19 protein-coding genes are annotated in these 21,952 nt (G+C 70.3%); 5 read left to right on the forward strand and 14 right to left on the reverse strand.

Annotated elements, in window-relative coordinates:
- Positions 1-14: 14 nt before the first annotated feature.
- Complete coding sequence (locus LCG91_RS14715; protein ID WP_224441855.1) at positions 15-2,480, reverse strand: ATP-dependent helicase; 2,466 nt, start codon at positions 2,478-2,480, stop codon at positions 15-17.
- A 118-nt stretch (positions 2,481-2,598) separates the two neighbouring features.
- Here LCG91_RS14715 and LCG91_RS14720 point away from each other — a divergent pair, with 118 nt between their 5' ends.
- Complete coding sequence (locus LCG91_RS14720; RefSeq protein ID WP_224441856.1) at positions 2,599-3,102, forward strand: hypothetical protein; 504 nt, start codon at positions 2,599-2,601, stop codon at positions 3,100-3,102.
- A 4-nt stretch (positions 3,103-3,106) separates the two neighbouring features.
- Here the strand turns inward: LCG91_RS14720 and LCG91_RS14725 are convergent, their stop codons facing one another.
- Positions 3,107-4,120, reverse strand: a complete 1,014-nt coding sequence (locus LCG91_RS14725; RefSeq protein WP_224441857.1) for a glycerophosphodiester phosphodiesterase family protein — start codon at positions 4,118-4,120, stop codon at positions 3,107-3,109.
- Positions 4,121-4,233: 113 nt separating this feature from the next.
- Between LCG91_RS14725 and LCG91_RS14730 the strand changes: the two genes are divergently transcribed.
- Both LCG91_RS14730 and LCG91_RS14735 read left to right on the forward strand, forming a co-directional pair.
- Entirely contained in the window at positions 4,234-5,301 is a 1,068-nt protein-coding gene (locus LCG91_RS14730) for a DUF817 domain-containing protein (protein ID WP_224441858.1), read from the forward strand.
- A gap of 31 nt (positions 5,302-5,332) precedes the next feature.
- Positions 5,333-6,208, forward strand: coding sequence for a Bax inhibitor-1/YccA family membrane protein (locus LCG91_RS14735; protein ID WP_058728929.1), 876 nt, complete (start codon positions 5,333-5,335; stop codon positions 6,206-6,208).
- Positions 6,209-6,502: 294 nt separating this feature from the next.
- On the opposite strand, the gene guaA is transcribed toward LCG91_RS14735, so the two are convergent.
- The 5 genes from guaA to LCG91_RS14760 are packed head-to-tail and all read right to left on the reverse strand — an operon-like array spanning position 6,503 to position 11,355.
- Complete coding sequence (gene guaA, locus LCG91_RS14740; RefSeq protein ID WP_224441859.1) at positions 6,503-8,098, reverse strand: glutamine-hydrolyzing GMP synthase; 1,596 nt, start codon at positions 8,096-8,098, stop codon at positions 6,503-6,505.
- Positions 8,095-8,541: a DUF3817 domain-containing protein gene (locus LCG91_RS14745; protein WP_058728931.1), complete on the reverse strand. Its 447-nt coding sequence runs from the start codon at positions 8,539-8,541 to the stop codon at positions 8,095-8,097. Before LCG91_RS14745 ends, guaA begins: the two co-directional genes overlap by 4 nt.
- 10 nt (positions 8,542-8,551) lie before the next feature.
- Positions 8,552-9,328 (reverse strand): SURF1 family cytochrome oxidase biogenesis protein, encoded by a 777-nt coding sequence (locus tag LCG91_RS14750; protein WP_224441860.1) that lies wholly within the window; start codon positions 9,326-9,328, stop codon positions 8,552-8,554.
- 5 nt (positions 9,329-9,333) lie between these two features.
- Complete coding sequence (locus LCG91_RS14755; RefSeq protein ID WP_224441861.1) at positions 9,334-10,821, reverse strand: cation:proton antiporter; 1,488 nt, start codon at positions 10,819-10,821, stop codon at positions 9,334-9,336.
- A gap of 3 nt (positions 10,822-10,824) precedes the next feature.
- Positions 10,825-11,355 (reverse strand): cation:proton antiporter regulatory subunit, encoded by a 531-nt coding sequence (locus LCG91_RS14760; protein ID WP_058728934.1) that lies wholly within the window; start codon positions 11,353-11,355, stop codon positions 10,825-10,827.
- 74 nt (positions 11,356-11,429) lie between these two features.
- On the opposite strand from LCG91_RS14760, the gene LCG91_RS14765 reads away from it, so the two are divergent.
- Complete coding sequence (locus tag LCG91_RS14765) at positions 11,430-11,948, forward strand: hypothetical protein (protein WP_224441862.1); 519 nt, start codon at positions 11,430-11,432, stop codon at positions 11,946-11,948.
- A 117-nt stretch (positions 11,949-12,065) separates the two neighbouring features.
- On the opposite strand, the gene LCG91_RS14770 is transcribed toward LCG91_RS14765, so the two are convergent.
- The 7 genes from LCG91_RS14770 to LCG91_RS14800 form a co-directional block, all read right to left on the reverse strand.
- Positions 12,066-13,988 (reverse strand): glycerol-3-phosphate dehydrogenase/oxidase, encoded by a 1,923-nt coding sequence (locus LCG91_RS14770; RefSeq protein ID WP_224441863.1) that lies wholly within the window; start codon positions 13,986-13,988, stop codon positions 12,066-12,068.
- Positions 13,989-14,078: 90 nt separating this feature from the next.
- Entirely contained in the window at positions 14,079-15,200 is a 1,122-nt protein-coding gene (locus LCG91_RS14775) for a GuaB3 family IMP dehydrogenase-related protein (protein WP_224441864.1), read from the reverse strand.
- An 85-nt stretch (positions 15,201-15,285) separates the two neighbouring features.
- Positions 15,286-15,471, reverse strand: a complete 186-nt coding sequence (locus tag LCG91_RS14780) for a hypothetical protein (RefSeq protein ID WP_224441865.1) — start codon at positions 15,469-15,471, stop codon at positions 15,286-15,288.
- A gap of 374 nt (positions 15,472-15,845) precedes the next feature.
- Entirely contained in the window at positions 15,846-16,688 is an 843-nt protein-coding gene (locus LCG91_RS14785; RefSeq protein WP_224441866.1) for an ABC transporter ATP-binding protein, read from the reverse strand.
- Positions 16,685-17,617: an ABC transporter ATP-binding protein gene (locus LCG91_RS14790; protein WP_058727583.1), complete on the reverse strand. Its 933-nt coding sequence runs from the start codon at positions 17,615-17,617 to the stop codon at positions 16,685-16,687. The genes LCG91_RS14785 and LCG91_RS14790 overlap by 4 nt, the downstream gene beginning before the upstream one ends.
- On the reverse strand, positions 17,610-18,596 hold the full coding sequence (locus LCG91_RS14795) for a branched-chain amino acid ABC transporter permease (RefSeq protein WP_058727582.1): 987 nt from the start codon (positions 18,594-18,596) through the stop codon (positions 17,610-17,612). The genes LCG91_RS14790 and LCG91_RS14795 overlap by 8 nt, the downstream gene beginning before the upstream one ends.
- Positions 18,597-18,608: 12 nt before the next feature.
- A complete protein-coding gene (locus LCG91_RS14800; protein WP_224441867.1) occupies positions 18,609-20,045 on the reverse strand; it encodes a branched-chain amino acid ABC transporter permease in 1,437 nt (478 codons plus the stop codon).
- Positions 20,046-20,352: 307 nt separating this feature from the next.
- On the opposite strand from LCG91_RS14800, the gene guaB reads away from it, so the two are divergent.
- A complete protein-coding gene (gene guaB, locus LCG91_RS14805) occupies positions 20,353-21,855 on the forward strand; it encodes an IMP dehydrogenase (protein ID WP_058727580.1) in 1,503 nt (500 codons plus the stop codon).
- The last annotated feature ends 97 nt before the right edge of the window (positions 21,856-21,952 follow it).

A 21,952-nucleotide genomic window follows, 5' to 3' on the forward strand; every position in this document is an offset into this window, starting at 1 on the left:
CGCGCTCGCTGCGGTCAGAGCTTCTCGATCGGCGCGATCTTGATGAGGAGCTTCTTGCGCCCGGCGGCATCGAACGCGATCTCGGCGATGCGCTTCGCACCCTGACCGGTGACCGCGGAGACGGTACCCTCGCCGAAGTCGACGTGCTTGATGCGGTCGCCGGCGACGAGTTCCATGTCGCCGTTGTCGCGGACCTGCCCGGACACCCGGTTCGCCCACTCGGTCTTCGGACGGGTCTTCGCCGCCGCGGCCGCCCGGTCGTAGGATCCTCCGCCGAAGCCGCCACCGCCGCGGTACCCGCCGCCGCCCGCGCCTGCGCCGCCGAAGCCACCGGGGCCGCCGCCGCGACGGGCGTTCAGTGCGCGGGGCTCGGTGCCGCCGCGGCTGTTCGCCATGCCCGGGGACTGCTTCCACTCGATCAGGCCCTCGGGGATCTCCTGCAGGAACCGGGAGGGCATCGCCACGTTGACGTCGCCGAACTGCGCGCGGGTCATCGCGAGCGACAGGAAGAGCGACTTCTTCGCGCGGGTGATGCCGACGTAGAAGAGTCGACGTTCCTCGGCCGGACCGCCCGGCTCGTTCGCGGACATCCGGTGCGGCAGCAGGTCCTCTTCGACACCCGTGAGGAAGACCGCGTCGTACTCCAGGCCCTTGGCCGTGTGCAGCGTCATGAGCGACACCGTTCCGGACGAGTCGTCGAGCTCGTCGGCCGCCGCGACGAGGGAGACCTCGGTCAGGAAGTCCGACAGGGTCCCCTCGGGGTTGTTCTTCTGGAACTCCCGCGTCACCGCGACGAGCTCGTCGATGTTGTCGGCGCGGGCGGCGTCCTGCGCGTCGGGCGACTTCCGCAGGTTCTCGAGCAGCCCGGAGCCGTCGAGCAGCTGTGTCAGCGTGTCGACGACCGGCTGCGTCGCGGCGCGCGAGGCGACGTCGTCGAGCAGCGCGGCGAACGAGGTGATCGCGTTGCGGACCTTCGGGCCGAACCCGAGGTCGTCAGCGTGCCGAAGGGCCTCGCGCATCGAGGTCTCGTGCTCGTCGGCATAGCGCTGCAGCGCCGTCTCCGTGACCGCACCGATGCCGCGCTTCGGAACGTTCAGGATGCGCCGGAGCGACAGCGGGTCCGCCGGGTTCGCGACGGTGATCAGGTACGCCATCGCGTCCTTGATCTCGGCTCGCTCGTAGAACTTCGTGCCGCCGAGCACCCGGTACGGGATCGCCGACCGGATGAAGATCTCCTCGAGCGCACGCGTCTGCGAGTTCGTCCGGTAGAAGACCGCCATGTCCCGGTAGGACGTGCCCTCGTCGTGCAGGCGCTGGATCTCGTCGGCGACGAACTGCGCCTCGTCGTGGCCGGTGTACCCGGTGAAGCCCACGATCTTGTCGCCGGCGCCGACGTCGGTGAACAGGTTCTTCGCCTGTCGGTCGAAGTTGTTCGCGATGACGGCGTTCGCGGCGTCCAGGATCGTCTGCGTCGAGCGGTAGTTCTGCTCGAGCAGGATCACCTTCGAGTTCGGGAAGTCACGCTCGAACTCGACGATGTTCCGGATGTCGGCACCGCGGAAGGCGTAGATCGACTGGTCGGAGTCACCGACCACCGTGAGCGACGCCGGGGCGATCGACCCGTCGGCCTCGCGCATCCGGGCGACGTGCTGCCCGGCGTCCTCGAGCTTGTCGACCTGCTCGACGGGCACCGGGCGGGTGAGCTCGCGGATCAGGGCATACTGCGCGTGGTTGGTGTCCTGGTACTCGTCGACCAGGACGAAGCGGAAGCGGCGCTGGTAGAGCGCGGCGACCTCGGGGAAAGCCCGGAACAGGAAGACCGTCTGCCCGATCAGGTCGTCGAAGTCGAAGGCGTTGGCCCGGCGGAGCTCGTTCGTGTAGCGCCGGAACACCTCGGTGAACATGACCTCCTGCGGGTCGTTCGCGTTGATGTTCCGTGCGTAGGTCTCGACGTCCTGCAGCTCGTTCTTGAGCTTCGAGATCTTCGACGAGGCCGCGCCGACGGTCAGCCCGAGGGAGTCCGCCTCGAGCTCCTTGATGATCCGCTTGAGGAGCGCGCGAGAGTCCGCCGAGTCGTAGATCGTGAACGACTGCGGGAAGCCGAAGCGTTCGGCCTCGCGTCGGAGGATCCGCACGCACGCCGAGTGGAACGTCGAGATCCACATGCCCTCGGCAGCCTGGCCGACCAGGGCCTGCACGCGCTCGCGCATCTCGGCGGCGGCCTTGTTCGTGAACGTGATCGCGAGGATCTGCGACGGCCAGGCCTCGCGGTTCGCCAGCAGCAGGGCGATGCGTCGGGTGAGCACGCTCGTCTTGCCCGACCCGGCACCGGCCACGATGAGCAGGGACTCACCGCGGTACTCGACGGCTTCCTTCTGCTGGGGGTTGAGACCCGCGGTGAACGGGTCGTCGTACCCGCCGGGGCGGTTGCCCGTGCCCGGCTCGGGGGACTGGTCGAAGGGGTCGAGCACGATCGTCATGACCGGGTCAGTCTAGGCGCGCCCTCCGACAGGCGCAGCGGCTCGAGTCGTGGGCCGCGGGACACACTGCGACCCACGAGGACGGGGAACGGCCCGGTCGGCAGACATGCTGTCGGGCATGAGGACGTGGACCGTGTGGGACGCCGTCGCGCTCGTCGAGCGGAGCTGGGTCTGGATGGCATTCGTCACGACGCCCGTGACGATCACGGTCGGAGCGGGCTGGTCCTTCCTCGCCGACGGGGGCATCGGGAGGCCCGAGGGCCCGCCCGCTCTCGCCCTCACCGTCTTCATCCTCGTCGTCGTCGCGGGGCTCGTGACCGTCGGCGGGGGGATCGTGGCGCTCCCGTGCACGTACGCACTCGGCTGGGCGCTCGCCCGGATATCCGCCCGATGCAGCGTGCACATCGTCGCGCACGCACTGCTCGCCGGCGGCCTCGCGGCGCTCTGCGTCTGGTTGCTCGAGACGTACTGGTCCCACGCGTGGGCGCCCCTCCCGTACCTCCGCCTGCTCATTGCGGTCTCGGCGGCTGCCGCTGCTGCGATCGCCACGTGGCGGACCGACAGTAGGGGCCGTGGGGCCGCAGCGACGGCGCCCCGGCCGCGTGCGGACGTGCGGAGCTGACGGGTCAGGCGGCGGCGCCGCCGACGAGTGACCGCGCCCGCACCGCCAGGTCCGGGTGGTCCGCGAACACCCCGTCGACCCCGGTCCGCAGCACCGAGGTGAACCACCGCTCCCAGTCGCCGTGCGCCGCCACGTCTCCCCCGCGCCGCAACGGCGCCGGCAGGAACCGGTTCTCCGGCCGGAGCGTCCACGTGTAGACGGCGAGGCCTGCGGCGTGCGCCCGCTCGACGATGACACTCCGGACCGGTCGTGGGTCCTCGATGGCGACGCTGTCCGCCCCGGCCATCAGGGTCTTCAGGTCGACGCTGATCCCGTGGAACTCCGCGGCGAACCCGGCCAACGCGGCGTCCGTGCGCTCCGATGCCCACGAGGGAGCCGCCGACCCGTGGGCGGCGACCTCGTCCGCGGCGCTACCACGGGCCTCCTGGAGGTACACGAGCCGACCGCCCGTGCCGAGCGAGCCGAGCTGGCGGAGCACCGTCTTCTCGAAGGACTCGATCGTCAGCCGGTCGTCGCCCCGCCAACCGGCGGCCCCGAGCGCGTCGTCGAGCAGCTGCGCCATCGGGAACCCGGCCTGCTCGAAGTAGTGCGCGTGCTTCACCTCGGCGACCAGCCCGACCGGCCGCGGAGCCGCGTCGAGGATGCCGAGCAGGTCCTCGAGGCGCAGCACCCCGTCCTCGCCGTCGTGCGCGGCGGAGGCCGGACGCAGCTGCGGCAGCCGCTCGCGCACCCGGAGCGTCCGGAGTTCGTCCCACGTGAAGTCCTCGGTGAACCAGCCCGTCACGCTCTGCCCGTCGACGGTCTTGGTCGTCCGCAGGTGCGCGAACTCGGGGCGGTGGGCGACGTCGGTCGTGCCGGACACCTCGTTCTCGTGGCGGAGCACGAGCACGCCGTCCTTCGTCGGCACGAGGTCGGGCTCGATGGCGTCGGCGCCGAGCTCCACGGCCAGTTCGTAGGCGCTCCGGGAGTGCTCCGGTCGGTGGCCGGAGGCTCCTCGGTGGGCGATCACACGGGTCATGCGCCGAACGGTAGCGGCTCCGTCCTGCCGGCGGGTGTCCCGCAGGTGTGCCTGTGGACACATCCGTTCAGCCCGGGCCCGCTGTTCACAGCCGGCGCACGGAGGGTCGCACCGTGACCGTCCGACACCTGTCCACCGCCGTCGAGGCCCGCATCGACCGCGCCGCACGCCGACTCCTCGACGCCGGGCACCAGCCGCGCCGCCCGCTCCGCCTCGCCGTGACCGAGCTCCTGGTGTTCGGCGCGAAGCAGGCCTGGGCGTGCACGTTCGGAGCGCTGCTGCTCGCGACGATGGTCGTGGTGCACCTGACCGTGCCGCCCGCGGCCAGGAACGACGTCCTGACGGTGTCCGCCGCGGCGATCCAGGTCGGCATGCTCGTGTTCGGGCTCGAGACCGCGCGGGAACTGCGCGTGGTGCTGGTCTTCCACCTGGTCGGCACCGTGATGGAGGTCTTCAAGACCCACGTCGGCTCTTGGCAGTACGGCGACGACGGCTGGCTCGTGGTCGCCGGCGTCCCGCTGTTCTCGGGGTTCATGTACGGCGCCGTCGGCTCGTACACGGTCCGGGTCGTGCGGCTCTTCGACCTGCGCTTCGACCGCTGGCCGCGGCAGTGGCTGCTGGTCGTCGTGGCCGCCGGGATCTACGCGAACTTCTTCGGCCACCACTTCCTGTGGGACGCCCGCTCCGTCCTGCTCGCGCTGGTCGTGGCGCTCTTCGCGCGGACGACCGTGCACGTCCGGGTGCACCGCGCGACGGTGCGGATGCCGGTCCTGGTCGCGATGGTCCTGGTCGCGCTGTTCATCTGGCTCGCGGAGAACGTCGCGACCTGGGCCGGAGCCTGGACCTACCCGGACCAGACGGACGGCTGGCAACCGGTGGCCCCGACCAAGGTCGTCGCCTGGCTGCTGCTGATGGTGATCTCGGTCGCGCTGGTCGCATGGCTGTACCCACAGGTCCGGTCCGCCCCCGGGGTCGCGGTCCGCGGACGCACGGCACCGTCCGGCCTGGAGGCGCGCCCCACCACCGCAACGTCCGCACCCGTCCGGCGGTCGGCTGGCTCACGACGACCTCGGGGCAGCCACGCAGACCGCGACCGTAGGCTCAAGGTGTCGGGCCCTGACGGACCCGCTTCCGCTCGCCGCGAATCCTCAGCCTTCCGCGACGAAGCGCCCCTAGGCTGAGAGGACGTAAATCTCCGAGGAAGAGGACACCATGGCCTTCAAGCCCGGTTTCGACCAGTCCCCCGCCTTCAACGACCAGGGCCGGAACGCCTGGGGTGCCGGCGCTGGTCAACAGCAGGCGGGCTGGGGACGCACCCCACAGCAGGGGCAGTACCCGCAGCAGGGCGGCATGACGCCCGAGCAGCTGCAGTACATGTACGACCGCCCGACGGCGAGCCCGGTCGACACCGACCGCATGTCGTACGAGGACACCATCGTCAAGACGCTCCTGGCGTTCGGCGTGCTCCTCGTGGGTGCCGTCGCCGGCTGGAACCTGCCGCCGATCGTCTGGATCGTCGGCGCAATCGTCGGGTTCGTGCTCGCGCTCGTGAACACGTTCAAGAAGAAGCCGTCGCCGGGGCTCGTCCTGGCGTACGCGTTCTTCGAGGGCCTGTTCGTCGGTGGCATCTCCGCCGCGTTCAACGCGCAGTCCGACGGCATCGTCGCGCAGGCGGTGTTCGGCACGCTCGGCGTCTTCGCTGTGACGCTGCTGCTGTTCTCCTCGGGCAAGGTCCGCGCCACCCCCAAGTTGACGCGGTTCTTCCTCATCGCGATGGTCGGGTACCTGGCCTTCTCGCTGGTCAACCTCGTCCTGATGCTCACGGGCGTGACCTCGGGAGCGCAGGGTCTGCGCAGTGAGCCGAGCTTCCTGTTCGGCATCCCGTGGGGTGTCCTGATCGGCGTCTTCGTGGTCCTCATGGCGGCGTACTCGCTGATCCTCGACTTCGACCAGATCAAGACCGGCGTGCAGCGCGGTGCTCCTCGCATCTACGCGTGGACCGCGGCGTTCGGTCTCATCGTCACCCTCGTCTGGCTCTACATCGAGATCCTGCGCATCCTCGCCCTGCTCGCGAGCAACCGCGAGTAGCGCACACCCGATCGGCCGAAGGGCCCCGGCACACGCCGGGGCCCTTCGTCGTACCCGAGGCCGATGCTCCGCGTCCGTCCCCCGGCACGACGCCTGGTACCGCGCCGCTCTCGTCGCACGACTTGCCGCTCGACTTCGCCGCCGACGGCATGTCGTGCGACCGGGAACGATCGGCGGCGGCCTGTCGTGCAACGGGAGCCCGGGCACGACGGGCGACGGATGCCCACACCGGCGCCCGGACGCGCCGAGGGCCCGGCACGCAGTGCGTACCGGGCCCTCGGCGTCAGGGAGCGACTACTCCCACTCGATCGTCCCCGGCGGCTTCGACGTGACGTCGAGCACGACGCGGTTCACGTCCGGGACCTCGTTCGTGATGCGGTTCGAGATCTTCGCCAGGGTGTCGTACGGCAGACGCGTCCAGTCGGCGGTCATGGCGTCCTCTGACGAGACCGGACGGAGCACGATCGGGTGCCCGTAGGTCCGGCCGTCTCCCTGGACGCCCACGGAGCGGACGTCGGCGAGCAGGACGACCGGGCACTGCCAGATCTCCTCGTCGAGGCCGGCTGCGGTGAGTTCCTCGCGCGCGATCTTGTCAGCGGCACGGAGCAGCTCGAGGCGGTCCTTCGTGACCTCACCGACGATGCGGATGCCGAGCCCGGGGCCGGGGAACGGCTGGCGACCGACGATGACCTCGGGCAGCCCGAGCTCGCGACCGACCGCACGGACCTCGTCCTTGAACAGGGTCCGCAGCGGCTCGACGAGCTCGAACGTCATGTCCTCGGGCAGACCGCCCACGTTGTGGTGCGACTTGATGTTCGCCGTACCGGAACCGCCGCCGGACTCGACCACGTCGGGGTAGAGCGTGCCCTGGACGAGGAACTTGACCTCGCCGGCGTCGGAGTCGGACGCCGCTGCGTCCGCACGGGCCTCGAGCACGAGGGCCTCGGCAGCCGCCTCGAACGTGCGGATGAACTCGCGCCCGATGATCTTGCGCTTCTGCTCCGGGTCGCTGACCCCGGCGAGGGCGTCGAGGAACTGCTGCTCGGCGTCGACCGTCACCAGGCGGACACCTGTGGAGGCGACGTAGTCCTCTTCCACCTGCTTGCGCTCGTCGGCACGCAGGAGCCCGTGGTCGACGAAGACGCACGTGAGCTGGTCGCCGACGGCCTCGTGCACCAGGGCAGCGGCGACGGCGGAGTCGACCCCGCCGGAGAGCCCGGCGATGACCCGTGCCGAGCCGACCTGCTCCTTGATGCGGGCGACCTGCTCCTCGATGACGTTCGCGGAGTTCCAGTCGCCGGGCAGGCCTGCTGCACGGTGCAGGAAGTTCTCGAGCACGGCCTGGCCGTACGCGGAGTGCTTGACCTCGGGGTGCCACTGCACGCCGTAGAGCTTGCGCTCGTCGGACGCGAACGCGGCGACGGGGGTCGAGGCGCTCGACGCGAGGACCTCGAAGCCCTCGGGCGCCTTCGCCACGGAGTCGCCGTGCGACATCCAGGTGACCTGGGACTCGGGCTGGTCGCCGAGCAGCACGCTGTCGGTGCCCGAGACGGTCACGTCGGTGGCGCCGTACTCGCGGAGCCCGGTGTGCGCGACCTCGCCGCCGAGGGACTTCGCCATGGCCTGGAAGCCGTAGCAGATGCCGAGGACGGGGACGCCGAGGTCGAGGATCTCGCCGTCGAGCGACGGGGCACCGTCCTCGTACACGGACGAGGGGCCTCCGGACAGCACGATGGCCGCCGGGTCCTTCTCGCGGACCTCGTCCGCCGTGATCGAGTGCGGGACGATCTCGCTGTAGACGTTCGCCTCACGCACGCGCCGTGCGATCAGCTGGGCGTACTGGGCGCCGAAGTCGACGACCAGGACGGGGCGCTGTTCGGTCTCGCTCACCGAGCGGCCTCCTTCTCACGCTGCTGGGCAGCGGTCAGCTCGTGGTAGGTGTCCATGGCCTTCTGCTGCATGCGGTGCTCGACCACGAAGGACATGAACGGGATGATGCCGCCGAGGGCGATGAGCAGGAAGCGCGACGGCCTCCAGCGCATGATGCTCCACAGGCGGAAGTCCGTGAACAGGTACAGCACGTAGAGCCAGCCGTGCGCGATGAGGATCGCGATCGACAGGTTGAACGTGCCGGGCGCTTCGCCCGCGGTGCCGTTCGGCACGAAGAACGGGCCGTTGCCGAGCTGCATCTCGAGCTGCAGCGGCGTGTACTTGATGACGACCTCGATGACGAGGGCGAGCAGCAGCACGCCGGTGATGTACGCGGAGATGCGGTACCACCTCACCGCGCCCGGGATCTTCGGGATGTCACGCGTGCGGACGGTCAGGGCCATGCAGTCGATCCTACCGTCGCACCGGGGTGGGCTCGGCTGCCTGAGCGGCCTCGCGGGCGTCCTCCTGCTCACGCTCCCAGGCGTCCTTCACGAACCGGTACCAGAGGAACACGGCGAACCCGGCGAAGACGACCCACTCGATCGCGTAGAACAGGTTCAGCCAGTCGAAGCGGACCTCGCGCGTGGGGGCACGGTCGGCGATGGTGCCGAGGTCGGCGGCCTTCGCGGTGGTGCCGTCGGCGACGACGTACCCGATGTACATCCGGTCGTCGAAGGCCTTCCAGGTGTTCACGAACCGAGCCGGCGCAACGGCGGAGTACTCACCCTTGCTGTAGGCGTCCTGGTCCGGGGACTCGGCGGGGTAGTAGCGGCCCTGCACCGTGAGCTCCTGGCCGTCGGTCAGGCGCTCGCCCCCGGCCTCGGCCTGACGCCGCTGGTCCGCCCACCCGATGACGACCGGCAGGCTCGCGCCGGTCTCGGTGTCGACGAGGTGCCCGATCGCCTGGTAGGTGCCGCCGCCGGAGCGTCCGGTCAGGATCGTGGTGTCGCCGGCGACGAACGTGCCGGTGACGGTGACGCGCTGCCCTGCGATGCTCTCCGACGCCGCACGGCCGGGCTCGGTGACGTCGTCGAGCGACTTCCGCGTCTCGGTCGTCGCCGGCAGGGGCTTGCCGTTCGCGATGCTCCGCTCGAGCTGCCACTTGCCGAGGCCGGCGAAGACCCCCGCGAGCACGAGCGCCAGCAGGAGCAGTGCGATCCACCTCGGTCGTCGGGCTACGGCCCACATCTGTATCAGTACTCCGGATCGCGCTGGCGGACCGGGCGCTTCGGGCGCTCGGCAGGGACGTCCACCGGCGACGTCACGGGTTCGCTCGTCGTCGGCTCCGGTGACCCATTCTCGCGCTCTTCCCTGCCCGCAGCCTCCACGAGGGCGAACTCCTCGGCGAACTGCCGGTCGCGCTCGGCACGACGGGCCGCGGCCGCGGCGTCCTGGTCGGCCACGGCAGCCTCGGCAGCGGTGTCGATCGCCTCGTCGAGGGCCGGCCCGGCCGGGACCGCGCCTGCCCCGCCGCGACCGAGCCGCGTACGCAGGCGCTGGCGCAGCCGCGCCACCCGGGCCGGACGCACCACGAGGCGGCCGATCCGGTCCGAGTTCACGGCGAGCAGCGGGCCCAGGACGGCCATCACGAGGACGTACAGGCCCGCGAAGGCGGTGATCCGCGCCTCCAGGCCGGCGGCAGCCGACAGGGTCGCGAGGATGAGCGCGAACTCGCCACGGTTCACCAGGATGACCGCGGTGTTGATGCCCTGCTGGACGTCGAAGCCGTTCATCCGGGCGACGATCTGCCCGGCGACGGCGTTCAGCACGACCGTCATGCCGATCGCGCCGAGGACCGGCCAGAGCACCTCGCCGAAGGTCGACAGGTCGAGCCCGAGGCCGAAGTTCACGAAGAAGAACGCCGCGAAGACGTCGCGCATCGGCAGGGCGAGCTGCTCGATGCGGTCTCGGTAGCGGGTCGCACCGCAGAGCAGGCCGATCACGAACGCCCCGATGGCGTCGGTCACACCGAGCAGGTCGCCGATGCCGCCGAACATCACCGCGAGGCCGAAGAACAGCACGGTGAACAGCTCGTCGTCACGGGTCGCGAAGATCTTCGACACCCACTTGCCGGCGAACCGGGCGAGGGTGAACATCACGACGAGGAACCCGAAGGCGAGGGCGAGCTTGCCGACCACGGCCCACAGGTTCGTGTCGCCGGACAGCACGACCGAGACGATCGCCAGGTAGATGGCGATGAAGACGTCCTCGATCACGGTGACGCCGAGGATCATCGGGGTCTCGTCGTTGGCGAGGCGCCGCAGCTCGATGAGCAGCTTCGTCACGATCGCGCTCGACGACGTCGCCGTCATGCCCGCGATGATCAGGGCCTCACGGGTGCCCCAGCCGAGCGAGAACCCGAACGCGAAGCCGATCCCCATGTTGATCGCGACGTAGGTACCACCGGAGACCAGGAGCTTCCCGGCGTTGCCGTAGAACTCCTCTTGGTCGAACTCCAACCCGAGGTTGAAGAGCAGCAGGATGAGACCGAAGGTCGCGATCAACTCGATCGTGTGCGACTCGACGTTCAGGCCGATCCACGGGGTGTGCGGGCTCGCGATGAGCCCGACCACCATGTAGATGGGGATGGCGGGCAGGCCGATGGTCTTGCCCAGGCGTCCGAGGACGTAGGCGATGATGAACAGGCCGCCGATGGTCAGCAGCTCACCACCCAGGTGCATCCGCTAGCTCCCGGGCGGCGCCTCGGCGGCCGCGGCCGCGAGCTGACCGCTGCGGTAGAAGGAGAACGCCTTGGCGACCTTCTCGGGTGCGCCGGCGACGACGATGGTGTCACCGGGGAACACGACGAAGTCGGGCGAGGGCGCGGGGTTCGCGCTGTCGCCGCGGACGACCGCGACGACGGTCAGGCCGATGAAGCCCGAGTCGTGCAGGTCGCCGAGGGGCTTGCCGGCGATGGCGTCCTCGTAGTCGACGCTGAACCAGTCGATCGACAGGCCGGGGATCTCGTCGAGCTTGTCGAGGCCCTCGGTGATCCGGGTACCGCCGAGCAGTTCGGCGAGGGTGTGCGCCTCGTCCTCGCTCAGGCGGAGCGAGACCTTCTCGGACTTGTCCGCGCCGTCGGAGACGTCGGCGAACGAGATGAGGTCGGAGTGCCCCGACCGGTGCGTGATGACACCGCACTTGCCACCGTCGTCGGTGTAGAAGCTGTGCAGCACGCCGACTCCGGGGAGTTTGACGCGATGGACGTCGACCATGATGGCTCCCTTGGTGAGTACCCCGATGATAACCACCGGGTCGCTCCGGCCATTCCGCACGCTACGGTCGTGCCATGGGGAACACACGGGGGGCCGTCCGCATCGTCGTCGCCGTCGTCGGGGTGGTGGTCGTCGCGGCGTACGCGGCACTGCTGGCCGTCAACGCGCTCGTGCTCGATCCGCTCGCGGCGGTGCCCGGGGCGACCCTGCCCGAGGTCCACGCCCGCGTCGGCGCTGCCGGGTTCTCCGTCGCCGGTGACGTCCGGGGCGTCGTGGTCGTCGCGTCGATCGGGGTGGTCCTGGCCCTCGCCGCGGCGGTCGTCGGGCTCGCGGCCCGGCTGCCCGCGACGGTGGTCGCCGTGATGCACCTCGGCGTCCTCGCCGCGGGCGCGCTCGCGACCTTCCAGTCGGGGTTCTGGCTCGGCATGGACGTCGCCGACACGTTCGGCACGAGCGGCGGCGCGCACACGATCTGGGCGGGCGTGCTGTACCTGACGAGCCTCGCCGCGTTCATCGCGATCCCGGTCGTCTTGTTCCTCACCGCTGTCCGCACCCGCAACACGGAACGTCGGCGACGGCTCGCAGCGGGGTAGCGCTGCGCGGAACCGTCCACGTTGCGTCTCGTGGGACGGGGCGGGACCAGGCGGGGCGCGACCCGGTGACGGACGGGAGGCGCGGGGCGGGGCCGCCACGCGCCTGCCGTCCGTCGCCTACCGCGGTTCGCTCGTCTTCTCGCCCTCGACCTGCTCGTCGGTCGCCTTCGCGCCCTCGGCGCCGCTCGAACGGCCGCCGCCGACCACGACGTCGTCCTCGTCGAAGCCGAACGCGATGTCCGGCGCCTCGAGCCGGATGCGGTCCGCGGACTCGTCGTCGGGCTGCAGCTGCGACTCGCGCTCGGCGGCGACGCGCTTCAGGTAGTTCGACACCTCGTGCTCGGTCGTCTCCTGGTCCCACCCGAGGACCCCGGCCATGAGCTTGGCGGCGACCGGGGCGGCCTCCTCGCCGCGGTCCCAGGCCTCGATCGAGATGCGGGTGCGCCGGGCGAGGACGTCCTCCAGGTGCAGGGCCCCCTCGTGCGAGGCCGCGTAGACGACCTCGGCGCCGATGTAGTCGTCCGCCTGCGGCAGCGGCTCGGCGAGCGACGGGTCCTGCTGCACGAGCTGCAGCACCTCGGTCGCCTGTGTGCCGTACCGGTTCAGCAGGTGCTCGATCCGGACCTTGTGCACGCCGAATCGCCTCGCGGTCCGTCCACGACGGTTCCACGCGGCCGGGTAGCCCTCGGCACCGAGCAGCGGGATGTCCTCGGTCGTCGACGCCGGGATCTTGCCGTCCATCGCGGCGACGGCCTCGTCGATGGCGTCCTTACCCATCACGCGGTAGGTGGTCCACTTGCCGCCCGCGACCACGACCAGACCGGGGGCGGTGTGCGCGACGACGTGTTCGCGGCTGAGCTGCGACGTCTGGTCGGACTCGCCGGCGAGCAGCGGTCGGAGGCCGGCGTAGACGCCCTCGACGTCCTCGCGGGTGAGTGGTACCGCGAGCACCTTGTTCACGTGCTCGAGGATGTAGTCGATGTCCGCCGCGGTCGCCGCAGGGTGCGCCTTGTCGAGATTCCAGTCGGTGTCCGTCGTGCCGACGAGCCAGTGCCGGCCCCACGGGATGACGAACAGCACGCTCTTCTCGGTGCGGAGGATCATGCCGGTGTTCGACTGGAAGCGGTCGCGCGGGATCACGAGGTGCACGCCCTTCGACGCCCGCACCTTGAACTGCCCGCGGGTGCCGACCATCGCCTGGGTGTCGTCGGTCCAGACACCCGTCGCGTTCACGACCTGCTTCGCCCGGATGTCGAACTTCTCGCCGGTCTGGATGTCGTGCGCGTGCGCCCCGACGACCCGCTCCCCGACCTTGATGAAGCCCTCGATCCGGACCCGGCTCGCGGCGTGGGCGCCGTACGACGCGGCGGTGCGCACGAGCGACGCGACGTAGCGGGCGTCGTCGACCTGGGCGTCGTAGTAGGTCATGCCGCCGATGAAGGCGTCCTTCTTCAGGCCCGGCATGTTCTTCAGGACCTGCTTGCGGCTGAGGTGCCGGTGGTGCGGGACCCCGGGCGGACGGCCGCCCGACCAGCTGAAGACGTCGTACATCGCCATGCCGATGCCGATGTAGAAGCGCTCCCACACGCGGTGGTTGAGCGGGTAGAGGAACCGCACGGGCTTCACCAGGTGCGGGGCGATGCGCTGCAGCAGCAGGCCGCGTTCGATGAGGGCCTCGCGGACGAGCGCGAAGTTCAGCTGCTCGAGGTAGCGGATGCCACCGTGCACGAGCTTCGAGGAGCGGCTCGACGTGCCCGAGCCCCAGTCGCGGGCCTCGACGATGCCGACGCTCAGGCCGCGGGTGACCGCGTCGAGCGCACTGCCGCCGCCGACGATGCCGCCGCCGACGACCAGGACGTCGAGCTCCTTCGTCTTGAGTGCCTCGATCGCCGCGGCACGCTCGTCCGGTCCGAGCTTCGCGGACGGGTCGAACCCGACGCCCGTGGACGTCGCTCCCGGAGCGCCGTCCACGGTGCTCTCGGCACCTGCCGTCGTCGCGTCCGTGCTGGTCTGCGTGGTGCTGCTGGCTGGCTTGGCCATCGTCGCCTCCGTGCGGGTTGCGCGCACGGAGCCGGCCTCCGCGCACGGGAGCGCCGAGGCGTCACCCGCGCGGGAGCACGGGTGCCACCGTCACTGCTGGTGGTACGGCGCCACGACCACTTCTACTCGCTGGAACTCCTTGACGTCGGAGTACCCGGTGGTGGCCATCGACCGACGCAGTGCGCCGACCAGGTTCGCGCGGCCGTCCCACGACGGGGTCGGGCCGTTCAGCACGTTCTCGAGCGGGGCGATCTGGCCGACCTCGACCCGGCGGCCGCGGGGCAGCTCGGAGTGGTGCGCCTCGGCACCCCAGTGGAAGCCACCGCCGGGGGCCTCGGTCGCGCGGGCCAGCGCGGTGCCGAGCATGACCGCGTCGGCACCGACGGCGATCGCCTTGACGATGTCACCGGCGGTGTCGAGCCCGCCGTCCGCGATGACGTGCACGTAGCGGCCGCCGGACTCGTCCATGTAGTCGCGACGGGCACCGGCGACGTCGGCGACCGCGGTGGCCATCGGCGCGTGGATGCCCAGCGCGGCGCGGGTCGTCGAGGCAGCGCCACCGCCGAAGCCGACGAGCACGCCGGCGGCACCGGTCCGCATGAGGTGCAGCGCCGAGGTGTACGTCGAGGCTCCGCCCACGATGACCGGCACGTCGAGCTCGTAGATGAACTTCTTGAGGTTGAGCGGCTCCTGGTTCTGGGAGACGTGCTCCGCCGAGACCGTCGTGCCGCGGATGACGAACAGGTCGACACCGGCGTCGACGACCGTCTGCGAGAACTCCTGCGTGCGCTGCGGGCTGAGCGACCCGGCGACCGGCACCCCGGCGGCGCGGATCTCGGCCAGGCGCGCGGTGATCAGCTCGGCCTTGACCGGCTCGGAGTAGATCTCCTGCATGCGCTTGGTGACGTTGCCGTCGGTGAGGGTCTTGATCTCGTCGTAGTACGGCGTCGGGTCCTCGTACCGGGTCCACAGGCCCTCGAGGTCGAGCACGCCGAGGATCCCGAGCTTGCCCATCTGGATGACCGTCGCCGGCGAGGACACCGAGTCCATCGGCGCCGAGAGGATCGGCGATGCGAACGTGAACGCGTCGATCGACCACTGCACGCTCACGTCGTGCGGGTCGCGGGTGCGCCGCGAGGGGACCACCGCGATGTCGTCGAACGCGTAGGCCCGACGGCCGCGCTTGCCTGCACCGATCTCGACTTCAGTCACCGGGCAAGCCTAGCGGGCGGGGTCCGGGAGTGGGACGGGTGGACGGTGCAGCGGGACCCGTCGGACGGGCGCGCCACCGGGATCGTCACCGCCGGGGTCGCGCCCGTCGCTTCCGGAGCGCCCGCAGGACGAGCCCGAGCAGGAGCGCCAGCACGATCAGCACCACGAGGAGCGCGGCCGCGACCTTCACCAGCAGGGCGGCACCGACGAAGAGCACCGCGAAGACGACCCAGACGAGGGCGTCGAGCACGAGGGGGCCGGGGGTGCGCACGTGCGTCACGCTAGCCGACGGGCGGGAGCCGGTGGCGTGCTGACGCGCGCGGCGGGGCGGGGGTGGGTCGTGCCTCCAGGCCGGCCGCGGGTGGGGGCGCGGCACGCGTGAGACGCCGGTGTCGACGCGAGACGCACCGGACGGCGCGAGACGCCCCCCGGATCCGGCGGTGTCCCGGGGTGATCACGGCGTCTCGGGCGGACGCCGGGGCCTCGGGCGGACGCCGACGTCTCGGGGCGGCGACCAACGGCGCCCAACGGCTGCCCGCAGACCACCCGGCGTGAGGACGGGGCCGCGCGGCGCATCAGCAGCCAGCGCGGCCCCGTCGGGGTGCGGGTACCACCCCCACAGCAGTACCCGCGGGTCGACCCCGCTCAGCGAGCGGAGTCGACGTCCTTGGCGAGCGTCCCCAGGTAGAGCTCGATGACCTTCGGGTCGTCGGCGAGCTCGCGCCCGGTGCCCGAGTACGCGTTCCTCCCCTGGTCGAGCACGTACCCACGATCGCAGATCTGCAGACAGCGTCGCGCGTTCTGCTCGACCATGATGATCGACACCCCGGCCTTGTTGATCCGGCGTGTGCGGATGAAGGTCTCGTCCTGACGCACCGGCGACAGGCCCGCGGAGGGCTCGTCGAGCAGCAGCACCTTCGGGTCCATCATCAGCGCGCGGGCCATCGCGACCGACTGCCGCTCACCACCGGACAGGGAACCCGCCCGCTGGTTGCGCCGCTGGCCGAGGACCGGGAACAGGTCGTAGATGACCTCGAGCCGCTCAGCGAACTTCTTCGGGCGCAGGTACAGGCCCATCTGCAGGTTCTCCTCGATCGAGAGCGAGGGGAACACGTTGTTCGTCTGCGGCACGAAGCCGACGCCGGCCTGCACGAGCTTGTTCGCCTTGAGGTTCGTGATGTCCTCGCCCTGCAGGGACACCGAGCCCTCGCGGATCGAGACCAGGCCGAACAGCGCCTTGAGGAGCGTCGACTTGCCGGCGCCGTTCGGTCCGATGATGCCGATGAGCTCGCCCGGGTAGCAGTCGAGGTCGCAGCCGTTGAGGATGTTCACGCCCGGCAGGTACCCCGCGACGAGGTTCTTCGCGGTGAGGACGGGTTCGCCACGGTCGATCGTCGCGGTCGCGCCCGTCGCGCCGGTCGCGGCGGTCCCGCCGGTCGCCGGACTGGAGGCGCGGCTCGCGTCCGCTGCGTTCGGTGCGTCGGTCATCGGGTCGCCTCCTGCTCGTCCTGCTTGCGGTGGTCGTCCGCCTTGTGGTGGTCGTCCGCCGCTTCTTCTTCCGCCACCTCTTCGGCCAGCTCCTCGTAGGTCTCCTCGGTGAGGAGCGAGTCGTCGCCCAGGTCGGTGTCGTGGTGCGCACCGAGGTACGCGTCGATGACGGCGCGGTCGTCCATCACCGTGTCCGCCGGCCCCTCGGCGACGACCTTGCCCTCGGCCATCACGACGACCCAGTCCGAGATGTGCCGGACCATGTGCATGTCGTGCTCGACGAAGAGCACGGTCATGCCGTCGTCGCGCAGGGACTGGATGTGCCCGAGCAGCGACTGGGTGAGCGCGGGGTTCACGCCGGCCATCGGCTCGTCGAGCATGATCATCGTCGGGTCGGACATGAGCGCCCGTGCCATCTCGAGCAGCTTCCGCTGCCCGCCGGACAGCGAGCCGGCGTAGTCGTCCTTCTTCTCGAGGAGCTTGAAGCGCGCGAGCAGGTCCTCGGCCTTCGCGGTGATCTCGCGCTCGCGCTTCCGCCAGAGCGCCGGGACCAGGCCGACGAAGAAGTTCTCGCCCGGCTGGTCGCGCGCACCGAGCAGCATGTTCTGCATCACGGTGAGGCGGCTGAGCGCCTTCGTGAGCTGGAACGTGCGCACCATGCCCTTGTTCGCGATGTGCGTCGCGCTCGTCTTCTGCAGCGTGTCGCCGTTGAAGCGGGTCGTCGCTCCGGGGCTCGGCTTGTCGAACCCGGTGAGCAGGTTGAAGAACGTCGTCTTGCCGGCGCCGTTCGGCCCGATGAGCGCGGTGATGGTGCCGCGCTGCACCTCGAGGTGGTCGACGTCGACCGCCGTCATGCCGCCGAAGTGCCGGGTGACGCCGTCGACCGTCAGGATCGGGTCGGACTTCGTGTGGGTGTAGGTCTCAGACACTGAACGACAGCTCCTTCTTGTTGCCCAGGAGTCCCTGTGGCCGGAACACGATGAGGAGCATGAGCGCGACGCCGACGAGCACGTAGGAGAACTGCTCCGCCTGCTGCGCGTTCATGATCGAGTCGGGGATGAAGTCCCCGGCCAGGGTGCGGACGAAGAGCCGCACGACGAAGAACAGGATCGCCCCGAGCACCGGGCCGAAGACGGTCGCGGCGCCGCCGAGGATGAGCGCGGTCCAGATGAAGAACGTCATCGATCGACCCATCGCGTCGGGCTGCACGGAGCTCGGCAGCACGTAGATGACGCCGGCCAGCGCCCCGAGGGCACCACCGAAGACGAGCGCCTGCATCTTGTACGAGTAGACGTTCTTGCCGAGGGAGCGGACGGCGTCCTCGTCCTCGCGGATCGCCTTCACGACGCGGCCCCACGGGCTGCGCATGAGCAGGAAGAGCACGAGGGTGAAGAGCGCCACGAGGCCCCAGGCGGCGATGCGGATCCACCAGCCGTTGACCCCGTTGTTCGAGTACGTGAACCACAGGATGCTCGTGGTGCCGTCGGGCAGCGGGCTGAGTGCGTTGAACGGGTCGCGGTAGGCCGAGCCGGCGATGCCGTTCGAACCACCGGTGGTGGTCGTCAGCAGGCTGGAGCGTCCGACCATGCGGATGATCTCGGCTCCGGAGATCGTCACGATCGCCAGGTAGTCCCCGCGCAACCGCAGGGTCGGGATGCCGAGGATGACCGCGAAGACGATGGCCACCGCCAGCGCGACGAGCACCGCCATGACGAAGGGCAGGCCGTTCGTGATCGAGATCGCGAAGCCGTACGCGCCGAGCAGCAGGAACGCCGCCTGGCCCATGTTGATCAGGCCGGTCAGACCGAAGTGCACGTTGAGGCCGATCGCGGCCAGGGCGAACGCCGCCGTGGTGGGGGCGAGCGCCTCCTGTGTCAGCGAGGACAGCAGGTTCAGGATGTAGTCCATGTCGGTGCTCCCTTAGCCGATGCGCTCGGCGCGACCGAAGATGCCCTGCGGCCGGAACAGCAGGATGAGGATGAGGATCACGAGGGCCGTGGCGTACTTGAAGTCGCCCGGCAGCACGAGGTTCGTGAGCTCGACGACGATGCCGATGATCATCGAGCCGACGAGGGCGCCGTACGCGGTGCCGAGACCGCCGAGCGTCACGGACGCGAACATGAGCAGCAGCAGCTGGAGGCCGGTCTGCCAGTTCACGCCGTTGAGCACGAGGCCGAGCATCACGCCGGACAGGCCCGCGAGGCCGGCCGCGAGCGTCCACACGAAGCGGATGACCCGGTCGACGTCGATGCCGGACGCCGCGGCGAGCGCCGGGTTGTCCGACACCGCGCGGGTCGCCCGACCGAAGCGGGTCTTGGCGAGGAACAGGCCGGTGCCGACGAGGACGACGAGCGCGATGCCCATGGCGACGTAGGACTGCACGGTCAGCGTCAGGCCGGCGAAGGTCACCGTCTCGGGGTTGCCCTGCTGGATGCGGACGGTCGAGGCGCCGAAGAAGTACTGGAAGGCGTACTGCGCGGCGATCGACAGGCCGATCGTGACGATCATCAGCTGGGTGAGGCTGATCCGGCGGCGGCGGAGCGGTCGCCAGATCGCCGCGTCCTGCAGGTACCCGGTCGCGGCGCAGAGCAGCGTCACGACGATGCCGGTGACCCAGATGTTCCACCCGAGCTGGTTCGCGAAGACGTAGGCGAGGAGACCACCGAGGGTCACCTGCTCCCCGTGCGAGAAGCTCGACAGGCCGGTGGTGCCGTAGATGAGCGAGAGGCCGACCGACGCCAGGGCGATGAGGAGCCCGAGCCGGATGCCCGAGGCGAGCTGCTGCCAGGCCCGTGCGGCGCTCACGCTGCTCGTGTCGTCGCTGGTGGTCACGCCCTGCTGGTCGGACAGCTGGAAGATCTGTCCGACGTTGGCGTTGAGCGTCGCGTTCACCTTGCGCTCGGCGTCGCCGGCGTTGGTCAGGTACTGCCCCTTCGGCAGCGAGTCCTGGTCGACGCTCACGGTGTACTGCCCCGCGGTCGTGACCGTGACGGACCAGCGCCCGGAGTCGTCGGTGGTCGCGGTCTGGGCGAACCCGCCCGGTCCGGCGACGTCGACGTCGACCCCGGTCGCGGGCTTCCGCTCGGAGTCGAGGATGGTGCCCCGGATGCAGCCGTTCGTCGGGCTGACGGCACAGGGGCCCTCGGCAGTGGACGCGCTGCCGGTGCTCGGGCTGCTGCTGGCGGAGGGACTGCTCGTCGCCGCGTCGGCCGCGGGCGACACTGCCCAGTCGACCGCGAAGGTGGCGAGGAAAGCGAGGAAGAGTACTGCGGCGAGGACCAGGCGCTTGCGGCGGTCTGGTGCCCCACGGCGGAGCCGGCGCATGAGCGCTGACCCCGGCGGAGTGATGGAACCCACGGATGAGCCTCTCGTTCGGATAGTCGAGGACCATAGGGATTTTTTGTGTCCCCCGTGTTTCCAGCACGTCTCCTGCACAAATCGTGCTGCTTTCGTGACCGACACCCCTTCGATCCGCATGGATCCGCCCGTCCGGCCGGTACAGGATTCTCAGGAAGCGGCTGCGGCGTCGTGCACAGCTGCCCCTCAGGTCCACCCGGCGGGGGACGCCGGAATGCTCCGCGTGTCGCGCGCGTTACCATGGCCCATCGGGAACCCGACGACGCGCCCCGGTGCCACCACTTCACCTCGCCCACGAAGGGGACCCATGGACCAGCCGGATCCGTTCGGATTCATCGGACTCACGTACGACGACGTCATGCTCCTGCCCGGGCACACCGACGTCATCCCGAGCGAGGCGTCCACGACGTCCCGGCTCACCAAGCGCATCGACGTGCACGTCCCGCTGCTGTCGGCCGCGATGGACACGGTGACCGAGGCCCGCATGGCGATCGCCATGGCCCGCCAGGGCGGCATCGGCATCCTGCACCGCAACATGTCGATCGAGGACCAGGCCGCGTACGTCGACAAGGTCAAGCGGTCCGAGTCGGGCATGATCACGAACCCGGTGACGACGAGCCCGGAGGCCACCGTGGCCGAGGTCGACGCCGTCTGCGGGCAGTTCCGCGTCTCCGGCCTGCCGGTCGTCGAGGCGGACGGCACGCTCGTCGGCATCATCACGAACCGTGACATGCGCTTCGTCGCCCCGTTCGAGATGACCACGACGCTCGTCCGCGACGTCATGACGAAGGCGCCGCTCATCACCGCGGCCGAGGGCATCGACCCCGAGGACGCCGTCGCGATCTTCGCGCAGCACAAGATCGAGAAGCTCCCGCTGGTCGACGCGGACGGCAAGCTCCGCGGCCTCATCACCGTCAAGGACTTCGACAAGAGCGAGAAGTACCCGGACGCCACGAAGGACGACGAGGGCCGCCTGCGGGTCGGTGCTGCGATCGGCTTCTTCGGCGACGCCTGGCAGCGCGCCGAGGCGCTGCGCGACGCGGGCGTGGACGTCCTCGTCGTCGACACCGCGAACGGCGAGAGCGAGGGTGTGCTCGACATGGTCCGCCGGCTGAAGGCCGACCCGTCGTTCGCCGGCATCGACGTCATCGGCGGGAACGTCGCGACCCGTCAGGGTGCGCAGGCCCTCATCGACGCGGGCGTGGACGCGGTCAAGGTCGGCGTCGGCCCGGGCTCGATCTGCACCACCCGCGTGGTCGCCGGCGTCGGCGTGCCGCAGGTCACCGCCGTGTACGAGGCGTCGCTCGCCGCGCGTGAGGCCGGCGTGCCGGTCATCGCCGACGGCGGGCTGCAGTACTCGGGCGACATCGCGAAGGCCCTGGTCGCCGGCGCCGACACCGTCATGCTCGGCTCGCTCCTCGCGGGCACCGACGAGAGCCCGGGCGAGCTCGTCTTCGTCGGCGGGAAGCAGTACAAGGCGTACCGCGGGATGGGCTCCCTCGGCGCGCTGCAGACCCGTGGCGAGAAGACCTCGTACTCGAAGGACCGCTACTTCCAGGCGGACGTCCCCTCGGACGAGAAGCTCATCCCCGAGGGCATCGAGGGTCAGGTCCCCTACCGCGGTTCGGTCGCGAACGCCGTGTACCAGCTCGTCGGCGGCCTGCGGCAGTCGATGTTCTACGTCGGTGGTCGCACGGTGCCGGAGCTCAAGGCCCGCGGCAAGTTCGTCCGCATCACCGCGGCCGGGCTCAAGGAGTCGCACCCGCACGACATCAAGATGGTCGTCGAGGCCCCGAACTACCGCGGCTGACCCTTCCGCAAAACGCAACGTCGGCGGTTCCACGCAGCGCTACAGCGCCGCGAGGGGCCGCCGACGTTGCGTTTTGCGGGGCAGTTGTCCACAGAAG

The sequence above is a fragment of the Curtobacterium sp. TXMA1 genome, assembly GCF_020162095.1.
Lineage (GTDB): Bacteria > Actinomycetota > Actinomycetes > Actinomycetales > Microbacteriaceae > Curtobacterium.